Source organism: Flavobacterium branchiophilum NBRC 15030 = ATCC 35035, from assembly GCF_002217205.1.
Lineage (GTDB): Bacteria > Bacteroidota > Bacteroidia > Flavobacteriales > Flavobacteriaceae > Flavobacterium > Flavobacterium branchiophilum.
In genome coordinates this window covers 1-15,203 of the sequence record NZ_MUGT01000085.1, presented here as the reverse complement: position 1 = coordinate 15,203, position 15,203 = coordinate 1, and the positions used below count along the sequence as shown (strand labels likewise).

10 protein-coding genes are annotated in these 15,203 nt (G+C 33.3%); 5 read left to right on the top strand and 5 right to left on the bottom strand.

Going from position 1 to position 15,203, the window contains the following annotated elements; all coding sequences use genetic code 11:
- Nucleotides 1–691: 691 nt before the first annotated feature.
- Complete coding sequence (locus B0A58_RS10340; RefSeq protein ID WP_089080997.1) at nt 692–1,855, top strand: iron-containing alcohol dehydrogenase; 1,164 nt, start codon at nt 692–694, stop codon at nt 1,853–1,855.
- A gap of 77 nt (nt 1,856–1,932) precedes the next feature.
- Here the strand turns inward: B0A58_RS10340 and B0A58_RS10335 are convergent, their stop codons facing one another.
- Entirely contained in the window at nt 1,933–4,704 is a 2,772-nt protein-coding gene (locus tag B0A58_RS10335; RefSeq protein ID WP_089080998.1) for a bifunctional aconitate hydratase 2/2-methylisocitrate dehydratase, read from the bottom strand.
- Between the two features lie 487 nt (nt 4,705–5,191).
- On the opposite strand from B0A58_RS10335, the gene B0A58_RS10330 reads away from it, so the two are divergent.
- Together B0A58_RS10330 and xrtN are read left to right on the top strand one after the other, a co-directional pair.
- Nucleotides 5,192–7,684, top strand: coding sequence for an XrtN system VIT domain-containing protein (locus B0A58_RS10330; protein WP_089080996.1), 2,493 nt, complete (start codon nt 5,192–5,194; stop codon nt 7,682–7,684).
- Nucleotides 7,684–8,919 (top strand): exosortase N, encoded by a 1,236-nt coding sequence (gene xrtN / locus B0A58_RS10325; protein WP_089080995.1) that lies wholly within the window; start codon nt 7,684–7,686, stop codon nt 8,917–8,919. Before B0A58_RS10330 ends, xrtN begins: the two co-directional genes overlap by 1 nt.
- Nucleotides 8,920–8,991: 72 nt before the next feature.
- Here the strand turns inward: xrtN and B0A58_RS10320 are convergent, their stop codons facing one another.
- The 4 genes from B0A58_RS10320 to B0A58_RS10305 all read right to left on the bottom strand — a co-directional run bounded on the left by B0A58_RS10320 (nt 8,992) and on the right by B0A58_RS10305 (nt 12,671).
- On the bottom strand, nt 8,992–9,570 hold the full coding sequence (locus tag B0A58_RS10320) for a hypothetical protein (protein WP_014084639.1): 579 nt from the start codon (nt 9,568–9,570) through the stop codon (nt 8,992–8,994).
- A 34-nt stretch (nt 9,571–9,604) separates the two neighbouring features.
- Nucleotides 9,605–10,168: a hypothetical protein gene (locus B0A58_RS10315; RefSeq protein WP_014084638.1), complete on the bottom strand. Its 564-nt coding sequence runs from the start codon at nt 10,166–10,168 to the stop codon at nt 9,605–9,607.
- A gap of 5 nt (nt 10,169–10,173) precedes the next feature.
- Nucleotides 10,174–11,790 carry a hypothetical protein gene (locus B0A58_RS10310; RefSeq protein WP_089080994.1) on the bottom strand — a complete coding sequence of 539 codons (1,617 nt, stop codon included), beginning with the start codon at nt 11,788–11,790 and terminating at the stop codon, nt 10,174–10,176.
- A gap of 317 nt (nt 11,791–12,107) precedes the next feature.
- Complete coding sequence (locus tag B0A58_RS10305) at nt 12,108–12,671, bottom strand: hypothetical protein (protein WP_014084635.1); 564 nt, start codon at nt 12,669–12,671, stop codon at nt 12,108–12,110.
- A 574-nt stretch (nt 12,672–13,245) separates the two neighbouring features.
- On the opposite strand from B0A58_RS10305, the gene lipA reads away from it, so the two are divergent.
- Entirely contained in the window at nt 13,246–14,112 is an 867-nt protein-coding gene (gene lipA / locus B0A58_RS10300; protein ID WP_089080993.1) for a lipoyl synthase, read from the top strand.
- A 20-nt stretch (nt 14,113–14,132) separates the two neighbouring features.
- Nucleotides 14,133–15,140, top strand: a complete 1,008-nt coding sequence (gene gap, locus B0A58_RS10295; RefSeq protein ID WP_089080992.1) for a type I glyceraldehyde-3-phosphate dehydrogenase — start codon at nt 14,133–14,135, stop codon at nt 15,138–15,140.
- The last annotated feature ends 63 nt before the right edge of the window (nt 15,141–15,203 follow it).

Below are 15,203 nucleotides of genomic sequence, written 5' to 3'. Positions count from 1 at the left end.
TGGACTAATGGATCCTATTTTTTAGAAATTCAAGATCAAAACAATGGTCGATTGATAAAAAAGTTGATAAAAAACAATTGAAATTATACCAAATATATTTATAAAATAGTCCAAAGATGCGTAGTTATTTTTTAGAAAAAATTTTCAAAAAAAATCGTTGCATAGCTGGGCTACGGAACTATTTTATTTGAATGATTTTAGCAAAAAAGAACAAGTAGATTGGACTATTTTATATGTATATTTGGTATTATAATATTGCCCAAGTTTTATGCAGCAAATGATTTGAAATCAAAAAAAGTTTATGTAGTGTACCATTGATAAAAAAAAGCTGTTGATAATCAAAGATTTAGGTTGGTTTTTTGGCAAGTTGGGTAAATGAAGCCCTAGCAATATTAGCCGAAACCTCGTTTAGACTAAATGCTTTTGCAAGCATGTGAAGTGTTGGGATTGAGGATATAATAAGTAAAAACTTATTATATAGAGCAAAGTACGAGGTACTTCAAAAGTTTTGAAAAAGGAAAAGCATTTGGAATTGAGTAAGGAAATATGAAAGAAAAGCATTTTAAAAGCACTAAAACGAGGCGGGTTTTGGGTAGAAGCAATAGCCGAAGAATTTAAAGTGAGCGTTGATTGAGTTTTGGTATAGACTACAGTTTGATTTTAATATTATAAATTTAATAAATATTATATTATGAATAATTTTGAATTATTTAATCCAACCCATTTGGTGTTTGGAAAAGGGCAGATGTCCAAATTGAAGGATTTAATACCACCTAATCAAAAGGTATTGATGGTGTATGGCGGTGGCAGTATTTTTAAAAATGGGGTGTATGACCAAGTAAAAAATGCTCTAAAAGATGTTGAAGTCTTGGAATTTGGTGGGGTTGAACCTAATCCAAAATTTGAAACCTTGATGAAGGCAGTTGAGGTGATAAAAAACGAAAAAATTCAATTTATTTTGGCTGTTGGTGGGGGTAGTGTAATAGATGGTGTCAAATTTTTGTCGGCAGCCTCTTGTTATGAAGGACCTGCCGAGGATATTTTGAAAAAGCGTATTATTTTTAAACAAGGCTCAAATGTGATGCCTTTTGGTACGGTACTAACGCTTCCTGCAACGGGTAGCGAAATGAACTCTGGTGCAGTAATTACCATTGAAGCTACACATGAAAAATTGGATTTTGGAGGGGCTGCCATGTTTCCTAAGTTTTCCATTTGCGACCCAACAGTTATAGCTTCTTTGCCAGAACGTCAATTGCAAAATGGGGTTATTGATGCTTTTGTTCATGTATTGGAACAATATATCACATACAAGCACGATGCTTTTTTACAAGACCGTTTTGCCGAAAGTATTTTGCAAACACTCATTGAAATTGGTCCAAAAATTGTACAAAATCCTTCTGATTATACTTTGGCTTCAAATTATATGTGGTGTTGTACCATGGCTTTGAATGGTTTGTTGCAAAAAGGAGTACCATCTGACTGGGCAACGCACATGATTGGGCATGAGTTAACTGCATTATTTGACATAGACCATGCAAGAACTTTGGCTATAATTGGGCCTAATTTGTATTTGGAAATGTTTGAAACCAAGAAAGAAAAATTAGCTCAATATGGCACTAGAGTGTTTGGATTAGAAGGAACTACGGAGCAAGTAGCCTTGGAAGCCATAGAAAAAACGAAAGCCTTTTATCAATTGATGGGTATGAAAATCAAGCTTTCTGAAAACACAACAGATTACGAGAAAACAGCAGATTTTATCGTAAAACGTTTTGAGCAAAGAGGCTGGGTGGCTATGGGCGAACGTCAAAATATCACTTTGGAAAAAGTCAAAAATATTGTAGAAAGAGCTTATTAATTTTTCCACTATAATCTATTAAAAAAAAAGCTTGAGTTTAACTCAAGCTTTTTTTATTGTAATATTTATCGATTGTATTAATCAACCAATAATTTGTGAGATGGAGCAAACTTGGTTAAGTTGATGCCTTCCACTGCTTTTTTATATTCTTCAATGGTTGGAGTTCTTCCCAAAACAGTTGATAATACCACTACTGGAGTTGAAGACAATAATGATTCCCCTTTTTTCTCAGCAGAATCTTCTACAACACGTCCTTGGAACAAACGAGTTGATGTTGCCATTACTGTGTCTCCTTTTGCTGCTTTCTCTTGGTTACCCATACAAAGGTTACAACCTGGACGCTCTAAATACAACATATTTTCATACTCTGTACGTGCTGCTCCTTTTGGGGCATTGTCATCAAATTCAAAACCTGAATATTTTTGCAATACTTCCCAGTCACCTTCTGCTTTCAATTCATCCACAATATTGTATGTTGGTGGAGCAACTACAAGAGGTGCTTTAAATGCCACTTTACCTTCTTGTTTCTCAATGTTTTTAAGCATTTGAGCCAATATTTTCATATCGCCTTTGTGAACCATACAAGAACCGATGAAACCTAAATCTACCGTTTTAGTTCCGCCATAGAAGGAAAGTGGTCTGATGGTATCGTGTGTATATCTTTTAGAAACGTCTTTATTATTGACGTCTGGATCCGCAATCATTGGCTCATTAATAACATCCAAATCAATTTCAACCTCAGCATAATATTTAGCATTGGCATCTGGTCTCAATGCTGGTTTATCACCCGTTCTGATTTCTTCAATTCTTTTATTTGCTTTATTGATAAGCCCTTGAAGCACATGATTAGCATTATCCATTCCTTTATCAATCATGATTTGGATTCTGCTTTTTGAAATCTCTAAAGATTGGATTAATGTTTCATCTTCAGAAATACAGATAGATGCTTTGGCTTTCATCTCGGCAGACCAATCTGTAAAAGTAAAGGCTTGATCAGCTGTTAAAGTTCCAATATGAACTTCGATAATTCTACCTTGGAACACATTTTCACCACCAAATTTATGCAACATTTGCGCTTGGGTTGCGTGAACCACATCACGGAAGTCCATATAATCTTTCATGGTTCTTTTGAAAGTAACTTTTACTGATTCAGGAATTGGCATAGAAGCTTCTCCTGTTGCTAAAGCCAAAGCCACAGTACCAGAATCCGCACCAAAAGCAACCCCTTTAGACATTCTAGTATGAGAGTCACCACCAATAATGATAGCCCAATCGTCAATAGTAATATCGTTCAAAACTTTATGAATAACATCTGTCATAGAATGATAAACCCCTTTAGGGTCACGAGCAGTAATCAAACCAAAATCGTTCATAAATTGCATTAATTTAGGAATATTGGCTTGTGCTTTTTTGTCCCAAACAGAAGCAGTATGACAACCTGATTGGTAAGCTCCATCTACAATTGGCGAAATTACTTTGGCTGCCATCGATTCTAATTCTTGAGCAGTCATCAATCCAGTGGTATCTTGCGAACCAACGATATTAACCTCTACACGAACATCAGACCCAGCATGTAATACTTTGCCCGGAGTATTTCCAACGGCATTTCTGTTGAAAATTTTCTCAACAGCAGTAAGTCCTTGTCCTTCTTTTGAAACCTCTTTTGATGGAGCAAAAACTGCTGGAATATCAATTCCTAATACTTTGCAAGCAAAAGTTTGAATTTTTTTACCAAAAACAATAGCATAAGAACCACCTGCTTTGATAAATTCCATTTTTTGTGGCGTGAATGATCTTGAAATGTCAATCAATTCTTTATCGCCATTGTATAATTTTTTAGTTTTTGTATTAATAGTCAAAACCGTTCCTGTAGCAACAGAATAGGCTTGTTCTAAAACAGCATCTCCATTTTCATCACGAACGGCCTCTCCATTAGCATCTGTTTTCTTAACCCAGTTTTTCAAATCAATTCCGATACCACCTGTAACATCCACAGTAGTAAGGAAAATTGGTGAAATTCCGTTAGTTCCTCCAACAATTGGAGCAATATTTACAAATGGAATATAAGGACTTGCTTGTTTTCCTGCCCATAATGCCACGTTATTAACTCCAGACATTCTAGAAGAACCAACTCCCATAGTTCCTTTTTCAGCAATTAACATGACTGATTTATCAGGATGTTGTGCTTGAAGTGCTTTAATTTCCTCTTGTGCTTGTGGCGTAATCATACATTTTCCGTGCAATTCACGGTCAGAACGAGAGTGTGCTTGATTTCCTGGAGACAATAAATCGGTAGAAATATCCCCTTCGCCAGCAATAAAAGTAACTACTTTAATTTCTTCTGGAACTTCAGGTAATTTTGTAAAAAACTCTGCTTTAGCATAGCTTTCTAAAATATCTTTTGCAATTGCATTTCCGTTTGTGAAAGCATCTTTTAATCTATCGGTGTCGGCATCATACAAATACACTTGTGTTTTTAGCACATCCGAAGCTTGTTTTGCTATGGCCACATCATTTCCTAATGCCAAATCAAGTAATACTTCAATTGAAGTTCCACCTTTCATGTGAGACAATAATTCTAGGGCAAAAGCTGGAGTAATTTCATTTACAGATTCATTTCCAAGAACAATATCTTTCAAAAAATAAGCTTTTTTACCCGCTGCACTAGTGGTACCAGGCAATGTATTGTAAATAAAGAAGTTCAAACAATCTTTTCTATTAGGATTATTCACATCTTTTATTTGTTCGATAATTTCGCTCAACAGGTCAGCGCTATCAATTGGTTTTGGATGAAGACCTTGACCTTTTCTTTCTACTATTTCGTTAATGTATTCGTTATAAAGTTTCATTTCATTATCAAAAGCCATAATTAATGTTTTTAAATGTTATGGGGCAAATTTACGAAAACGTTATACTATTAAAAAATTTTTAATAGAATATCTTTATTATTGATAATAATTTATCAAAACAACTGTTTTTTAACTTTTTTGTTGATAGTTTGTTAAAATTTATTCGATTTTTTGTTAATATTAAAATTTTAATAATGTTATTTGAACTCCAATTCTAATGGTATTGTATTTTTTATAAAAAAAACACTTTTTTATTTGGCTGATAATTAATTTTAAATAACTTTGCATTTCAAAGTACTTTAAAAAATCAATAACTACGAAAATAATTTTAACCAAAAATGAAACCAAACAAAAAATTCATTTTAAAATAAAAAGGCTCATGACATAAATACCAACATCTTACAAAAATGCCTCATCGGCAAGACCTTAACAAGAATTAAAAAAAGTAAAATCATTTTATAAAAAAAACCATTAATTATAATTATTTATGAATAAAATTTTTTCAAGTTTATTTTCTTTTGATCATAAAGATATAAAAATAGCCTTATATGTTTCAGTTCTTACGCTGCTTTTACTGTCATTAACCCTAATTGGACTTTCGTTTGACAATGATAAAGTAATCTCTCTTTGTTTCATCAATCTGGTCGTTATTTTTGGTTTTGGGGTGTTTTATACCTACAAAGTGCTCAAAACCAACACCTACAACGACCTTATCCCATTTTTATTTCTTAATTGGTTTGTTGGTTGTTTTTCGGCAAATATGTTTATCAATGTGTTTGAAAATTTACCTATTTGGGTCTATTTATGTACATTCTTATTTTGTTTTACAAATTTTATTATTTATGTTAAAATAAACAATAATTTTGTAAGTAAATTAGCTTTTTTAATTAATGGCATTACGTTTGCTTTGATAGCTTATTATGTAATCTATTTAATTCCTATTTTGCCATTTTCATTTATAGGTATGTTAGGGCTTGGGATGGGTTTTTATGGCTTAGTACCACTTATAGTGATGGGCTATCACATTGTTTTTTTATGTAAAAATTACAATCAAATCAAACAAGAATCTCTTTATTTTATTTCGGGCCTATTGTCAATCATGTCGGGGATTGCCTTTTTTGCTTATCAGTTAAATAACGAAAGCCTCAAAATGAACCAATTTCAAGTAACCAAAACTTTTGAAACCGACGATCATTTGCCCCATTATATCAAACTTTCGCAAAATTTGACCCCCAATTTTTGGAATGAAATTTTACTCAAAAAAGATGTTGTGTATATTGGATATGAGAAATTTTTCAATTTAGATGGATTTAGAGATTTTGATTCTAAACAATACAACGAACGAAAAACACACAATCCGTTGGTTAATTTAGGCTATTTATTAGCTACACCAATTGAAATGCCTGTGGCAGATAAAATAGCTATTTTGAAAGCTAATTTTGACAAAAGATTGGAAACAGAAACACACCTTTGGGATGGCAAAGACCTGATGACCCAAAACATAAAAGAAGACATAAAAATTTTTCCTGCCGAAAGAATAGCTTACACCGAATTGACTTTAGATGTGGTTTCTACCAAAAATTCATGGACAGATCAAGAAGCTATTTATTCATTTCAATTACCCGAAGGAGCAGTAGCCACGTCGCTATCTTTGTGGGTGAATGGAGTTGAACGCAAAGGGGTTTTAACCACCAAAGAAAAAGCACAAAAAGCCTATAATCAAGTGGTTGGGGTAGAGTATAGAGACCCCTCGTTGATGCAATGGCGAGAAGGTAATCGTATTGTTGTAAGGGTTTTCCCTATCAATAATCAATTGCCTCGTACGTTCAAATGCGGTTTTACAACTCCTTTAACATTTGAAAATCAAAAAGTACGCTATCAAAACATCCAAGTTCAAGGGCCTCATATTGCCCATGCAGCCACTATATCTCGTTTGCAAATTGCAGACAACAGCTCATTTGAAGCCACCAAAAATTTTGAACTTCAAAACGGCTATCTAACCCACGAAGGAACAGGGCTTCAGGATTGGCAACTCGAAGTGGCTGTTGCCAAAAATTTTGAATCCCATACATTCAATTGGAAAAACAAATCGTATCAAACAGCTCCAATTCAAGCGGTTCAATATTCCTTTGTACCTTCAGAAATCATTTTAGATTTGAACCAACAATGGACCATTCATGAAATAGAACAATTTGTATATCAGGAAGATAAAAAGTTTTTTGTGTTTCTAAACCAAGAAAAAACTGCCATAACCAAACAAAATTACAAAAATATTTTTGCCCGTTTTGAAACCCTAAATTACAGCCTTTTGCCCTTATACCATTGTTCAAATAACAGTTTGATTGTTACTAAATCCAATACTTTTTCGGCCAATTTTGAAGAGTTGGCAAACACCAAATACCTTACCAAAATCAAAACTAAAACCAAGCCCAAAGGGATAAAAGTACTGGCATTTTCAAAAACTTTAAACCCTTTTTGGCAAACCATCAAGGAGCAAAAGTATGCCGATGTTTTACAAACCAATTTGCAACATGCCACACAACTTGTAGCAAAAAAAGCTTTTGAAGGCTACCCTTTGCAGCCCCATACAGTTGCAGTTTTGCCTGCCCAAATGGCCATTACCGAAACCATGTCAAACCCCCATTTGCCTTCCACAGGATCAGATCATTTGTACAGACTTTTTGCCTTTAATCAAATATTGAACGAACATGTTGCCATACAAGCCGACTCGACCTTGCAAAATCGGTATGTTTATTTGGCCAAAGAAACCAATATTGTATCGCCCATTTCTTCGCTTATTGTACTGGAAACCGACGAAGATTACGAAAATAATGGCATCGAAAAAAATGTAAACACCCTCGGAAACGCTTCTATAAACAACCATGGAGCCGTTCCTGAACCTCACGAATGGGCTCTTTTGGGTATCATGTTTATCGTTTTTGGAATCTATTATAATAAAAACAAACAAACCACTTACTAATGATGTTGTCATATACCAAACACTTCAAAAATGCAACTTTAATACTACTTTTTACATTAGTATGTATTAATTATTATACTATAAAAAAATGTTTTAACACCGATTTTTATGGAATCCTGTTGTCTATGACGCTTTTTGTTTGGGGCAGTCAAAAAACAAGTTTCAAAATAGCTTATCTACTGCTGCCTTGCTTGGCTATTTTAGAATTTATTGCTTTCAAACTCCATACAAAAGCCCTTCATTTGCTGGCACTTATGCTCTTGTTGTGTTTGGTATATTACTATATTACAAGCCAATTTTCGTTTGTGGCCCTAATCAATTTATTGTTGTTTTCGACCATATTTAATGCTTTTTTTGAAAATTTTACCGTCGAAATCAAACAATTTTTATGCAAAATAGTGTACGAATCTCTAAAACATTTTCTAAACATCCAGCGTATCGAGGGAGTCAATTTTTTTATCAATCAAACAAAAGTCAGTGTCGATACGGCTTGTATGGGATTGTCTATGTTCAAAATGGGTTTTTTGGCAGCCTCTTTTTTGTTAATTATTCAAGAAAAAAAACTACAAAAACAGTTCGATTGTTCAAGCATTATAACATTTTGTTTGTTGGCTTTTATACTCAATATTATATCCAACTATTTCAGAATCATAGTGTTACTTTTATTAAACTGCACTACCAATAATCCACTCCATCATGCCCTTGGCTTGCTGTGTTTTGTAATTTATCAATTACTGCCCATGCTGTATTTGATTCGGTTTTTTGTTCCAAAAAAACAACATCCTGTCCTCCAACCCATGCGTTTTCCTATCATAACAATAGTAATCGTACTTGTAGTTTTTTTCATCACTAGCCTTGCCGTACAAATAGAAACAAAAGCTAATATTCTTACAAATTTAGATACCCAATACCCAATCTCAAAAGGCATTTGGATCAACAACGAGGTATTTAAAATAGCCACACCCAACAAGCTCATCTACATCAAAACACCCATACACAAACCGTTAATTTGCTGGACTGGAGATGGTTATAAAATTATAAAATCTGAAGAAAAACAAGTAGGACAACAAAAAATTTGGTGCAACATTATGGAAAAAAACAACAAACGCTACCAATCTTTGTGGTGGTACGAATGTGGAAACCAAAAAACAGATTCTTTTTTAAAAGTAATGACTTATAAATTATTTACAAACCAACCCGTTCGATTGATTAACGAAGTAACGGTTTTGCCTTAATAGTTTGATTATCAATATTGTAAAATATAAAAAAACCGTTACTCTTGTAGAATAACGGTTTTTTTTATTTACTTATTTTTTATTCCTAAAAGTATATCCAATTCTTAAATGAACATCAACTGCCGTTTCCGATTTGATGGCACTATTTTGGGTAGCGTTCAAAAAAACATAACGTAATCCTACACCAAATCCAGCCTCATAGTTAAAATTACTCTTACCAATGTTGCGACGAATACCCCATTTGGGAATCAAATTCACCTGATTGTAAATCCCAGTTTGGCTACCGTTTGTAATAACAAACCAATCAGGATGGTACTGCACAGACAACGTCAAAAAATTGGCAGCATTATGCAAAGTATTTTTAGAATCATGACCTCTTTTGTCAATATTATAATACCATCTTGGCTCCAGTTTTAGCACAGGCACCATAATATAACCCGTGCCGTTCGAATAAGCATTGCCAAATAAACCCGCATCTAATCCAAACTCACTTCGCAAAGCAAACTCCGACCCCAGCTTGGCTTCATGGCTGATCCACGCTCCAAAAATTCCTGTTTCAACATTAATTACCCCTTTTTCAACTGCCGTGTTTTGGGCATTCTGTTTTTGAAATGCCAATATTGCCAGCATACAACCAATCATTTTTTTCATCAACACTTTTTTTATTTATTAAACAATTAAAATTCTAAAAAATAACTCCTATCGAAACTCCATATCCTAAAGTCTCATAAAACCCTCTGTTTTGTAGCCCATTCAAAAAAATACTTCTCGTTTTCTTAAATACTTCAATATAATAAGCCGTATTGCCATCATACTGAAATATACCTCCAATGCCACCTTTTGTAGTGCCGCCATCTCCGTTGAATGTATCATTCCATTTGATGTTGTGTCCTGTTTGCAAATACACAAAGCCACTGTTTTCGGTACGTTTGCTCGAAAAAAGCCGCAAATCAACAATAAAAGGAGTTGCCAAAAAAGTTTTATTAATGTTCCAATCTACCCCAATGCCTGCCATAACAGACACATAACCAAACAGCTTGGCACCATGCAAAGTACTAATCCCTACATCAAAACCATTTGTAATCGATCGGCTTTCATTAAAACCATAATTAGAAAAATAGCCTTCGGTGTTTTTTGTTATCGAAATAGCTGACATATTTAGATATTCCACAGTAAATTTTTTTGTTTTTTGTTGTGCCTGACTGATACACGACATAAGAAAGAACCAAACAAAAGCAACTTTTTTCATTTGATTTAATTTATTCCATTATTGAATTTGCTTCCATGCCAAACATCACCACGTCTTGCTGCTCCAATTATTTTTACTCTAAAATTCTTTGGCCTTACTAAAACATTTCCAGCTCCGCCTGACATTCTCCATCCGCTATCTCCAGAAGTTGATGCGTTAAAACTAAATTCTGCACCCCAATCAAAAGTTTTTTCTGAATACCCTACATTGTATTCTTTTAATGCTACTGATTTTTGAAATATCATTTTACCATTTTGCGGAAATTTCGCAACAAATGTTCTATTTTGTGGTACTTGTGTGTTATTTCCGAACGCTTTCTGTAATTGAGAACTTAATGTAGAATATAAAGTACTATAAAATTGTTGATTCAAATTTGAAGCCTCTAAATTTGTATCGATACCATTTTGAATTTGATTATCTAACCAATCTATTCCTGTTCCGAAAAATTCAAATGATAAATTATCCTGAAAAATTGCAGGTAAACTATTTAAGTTATAATAGGTAATGGTTGGTAATCCCCATTGATTGTTAAAAGTTATGGTATTTGGTCCTGCAAAATAAGCCTTTTGATTATTCATATAATAGATTTGCTCTCTTGTTTGATTATTTATTGCATTATTACCAAGAAGAGCGTCTAAATCATATTCAAATTGTGCTGCCTCAACTACTAACCGAATTTCATCCGTTGCTTCTAATCTCCAGAAACCAGTCCATCCTCTATATTGATGAACACATTTAACCCCCATGTGGTAAACAATTAAATAATTATAATTAAAAGCCTTTGTTTTAACCCTTCTTCTACTTTCATATTTATCAATACAAACATCATTCTCTCCAAACCATGTTGTAAATAACCCGTGTTGTATTTGACAACTTCCAAGGTTATTTAGGAAGGCATTATAACTTGGATCTGTTGAGGCTGGAGAGCCTGGAGTTGGTGTATATGGTGCTCCAGATCCTCCTCCATCTGTATCTGGATCCATTGGAGCAACTTTAAAATATTTTATATCTGGATTAATAGTGTTTATTCCATCAGAAGGAAATTCATTAAATAAATTTGTCTTAATATTTAAGGGTGTCTCTTCTATTATATTTTGAGAAACATTTTTTTCATCTAAATAAGATAATAAATTATTATACTTGTCTTCATTTGATATAAACAAACCTACATCTGTATATTTATATATCTTATCAGCAACTAATATTTCTGCATTGTTATTTAAAAAAGCAGAAAAAGTATCGTCTCCAATTATATCCTCAAGATCATCTAAATAATCAAACACATCCTCTTGACTTCTGTGATTTGATTTCCTCATTGTACTATCGTTTTTTGTATAATGATAATAAAGAAAATTCTCATTACTTTCAGTTACAATAGGTCTTAAAGAGTAAAATCCCTTTTTGTAAAGAGGTTGAAGGTATGAAGCTAATTTTTCATCTGTTGCATCTGCATATTCCTTATAGACACGCTGTAAAGACTCTATACTTTGGAAGGATAACCTTCCGTCTTTTATAGAAACATTATCAATATTAGTATTTTGTATTTTTATATTTTCCTCTTTTTCACAAGAAAAAAGAATTAATAAAAATGAAATAAATGTTATAATTTTAAAGTTTTTCATAGTAAATTGATTTTAAATTAAAATATTATTGTGTTTTTATTGGCAAGATTTTTGATTACAAGTAATTTAACCAAATTAAATAAATTACTTGTATAATTCGGAAATACTTTTTGTTTAGTTTTCATAATTTGTTATTAATTTAGAGTAAAATTATTATTTAATTTTAATTAAAAAAAGTTTTTTATAATTTATTTTTATTTTTATATCAAAAAACTTATTTATTCTTATTTCACATACATTTTATCCCTATATTATACATATCATCTATTGTTTTCAATGTCAGATGCAACTTTTTTAAAAATTAAACAATTAAAATTCTAAAAAATAACTCCTATCGAAACTCCATATCCTAAAGTCTTATAAAAACCTCTGTTTTGTAGTTCATCTAAATGTATATGCCTTGATTTTTTATACAACTCAATATAATAAGCCGTATTGCCATCATACTGAAATATACCTCCAATACCCATTTTAGCTGTTACACCATCTCCGTTAAATGTATCATTCCATTTGATGTTGTGTCCTGTTTGCAAATACACAAAGCCACTGTTTTCGGTACGTTTGCTCGAAAAAAGCCGCAAATCAACAATAAAAGGAGTTGCCAAAAAAGTTTTATTAATGTTCCAATCTACCCCAATGCCCGCCATAACAGACACATAACCAAACAGCTTGGCACCATGCAAAGTACTAATCCCTACATCAAAACCATTTGTAATCGATCGGCTTTCATTAAAACCATAATTAGAAAAATAGCCTTCGGTGTTTTTTGTTATCGAAATAGCTGACATATTTAGATATTCCACAGTAAATTTTTTTGTTTTTTGTTGTGCCTGACAAAAGCAAGCAGTTAAAATAACCATTATGAAATATATTTTTTTCATTTTTCAACTTTAATTAAAAATTTACAATATTATTAATTATTCCACTTAATCATTTGGGTGTGTCCTTCGGTAAACTACGATTCGAGCTATCTGTTTCAAAGATCGTTCCTAGAACCCCAAAAGAAATATAATACTGTGAAATAATCTTTTTTGATTACCCCATTCAAATGCCAGATTCACTCCACTTTTGGAGGCTGGGGGGCTTCTAAAGGATTTCCACTACTATCCCTCATGCAAACCACACCTCGTTATAAACCAACTTTCTTTCAATTAATCCACTTCCTTTTACAACAAGCTAAGTTTTAAAATTCTTATTTATAAAACAAAAATATCAAAAAAAGACAAAAAAACCATCATCATACAATAAATTAAGATTTTTTTAAGAAATCCAACATTGACGTTTTCTTTTTCTGATTCAAGAAGTAGCATTATATTATTCATTTTGTAAGTAAATAGTTTAAAATTTAACATTAATAAAGGATTTCAATATTTCCGAAAAAATTAAAAAAATGTAAATAAGATTTTGAAAATATAGTTTGAAACTTACGTATATTTGCCCAATAAAACTAATTTTATGGACTCACTTTTAGAAAACACCACTGTCGGAAAACCCAAATGGCTGAAAGTAAAACTACCAATTGGTAAAAAATATACCGAACTACGTGGTCTAGTCGATCAATATAAACTCAACACCATTTGTACCTCTGGGAGTTGTCCTAATATGGGCGAATGTTGGGGCGAAGGTACAGCAACATTTATGATTTTGGGCAATATTTGTACCCGTTCTTGTGGTTTCTGTGGCGTAAAAACGGGTCGGCCCGAAACAGTCGATTGGGACGAACCCGAAAAAGTTGCCCGATCTATCAAAATCATGAACATCAAACATGCCGTGCTTACCAGTGTGGACAGAGACGATTTGAAAGACGGCGGTTCCATCATTTGGAATGAAACCATCAAAGCCATTCGTCGTATGAATCCCAATACCACTTTAGAAACGTTAATACCTGATTTTCAAGGAAATGAAAAACATTTGGACCGCTTATTGGCCGCAAAACCCGAAGTCATTTCCCATAATATCGAAACCGTAAGACGTTTAACCCGAGAAGTTCGTATTCAGGCCAAATACGACAGAAGTTTGGAGGTTTTACGATACTTAAAAACCAATGGTGCTGCCAGAACCAAATCGGGCATCATGCTTGGTTTGGGCGAAACAGAAGAAGAAGTCATACAAACCCTCCACGATTTGAAAGCCGTTGCGGTAGATGTTGTTACCATAGGTCAGTATTTGCAACCCAGCAAAAAACATTTGCCCGTAAAAAACTTTATCACTCCCGAACAATTTCAAAAATACGAAAAAATAGGTTTAGCACTTGGTTTTAGACACGTAGAAAGCGGTGCTTTAGTCCGTTCGTCTTATCGTGCAGCTAAACATATATTATAAGTAATAATTTATAATTATTAATGAAAAAAAAGAAAATCAGAGTAGCTATAAATGGATTTGGACGTATAGGACGTAATTTATTTAGGCTATTGTGGCAACACGACAGTATAGAGGTGGTAGCCATAAACGATGTGGCAGATAACAAAACCATGGCCCATTTGCTAAAATACGATAGCATTCATGGAGTGTTAAAATTACCTGTCTCGTTTGATGAGAAACACCTTTTAGTGGACAATCAAAAAATAGTTTTTTCTCACGAAAAATTGATTTCAAACCTCAATTGGAAGGCCCTAGATATTGATTTTGTAGTAGAAGCAACAGGAAAATACAAAGGGTATGACGAATTGTATGAGCACATCTTGGCTGGTGCCAAAAAAGTGATTTTGTCTGCCCCGTCTGAGGTAGATTCCATCAAAACGGTGGTTTTGGGCGTCAATGAACAGATACTCGACGGATCGGAATTGATAGTGTCTAATGCCAGTTGTACAACCAATAATGCCGCTCCAATGATACAGATTATCAATGACTTATGCGGTATTGAGCAGGCTTATATTACTACAATTCATTCATTTACAACAGACCAAAGCCTGCACGACCAGCCCCACAAAGATTTGAGAAGGGCTAGGGGAGCCAGCCAGTCTATTGTGCCTACAACTACGGGTGCTGCAAAAGCCCTTACAAAAATATTTCCCAATTTGGCAGGTAAAATTGGAGGGTGTGGTATTCGTGTTCCTGTACCAGATGGTTCACTTACAGATATAACTTTTAATGTAAAACGAAATGTAAGTATTGAAGAAATTAATAAAGCTTTTTTGGATGCTTCTGCCACTTATTTGAAAGGTATTTTAGACTATACAAACGATCCTATAGTATCTGTAGATGTGTTGGGCAACCCCCATTCTTGCTTATTTGATGCTCAATTAACATCTGTAATCGACAAAATGGTAAAAGTGGTGGGCTGGTATGACAACGAAATAGGCTATTCTTCAAGATTGATAAATTTAATCTTATTAATTGCCCAAAAGTAATTTTTTTTTATTATTTTTGTTCTATAAATGTATTTTTAATGAATAAATTTATCGAGTTATTTA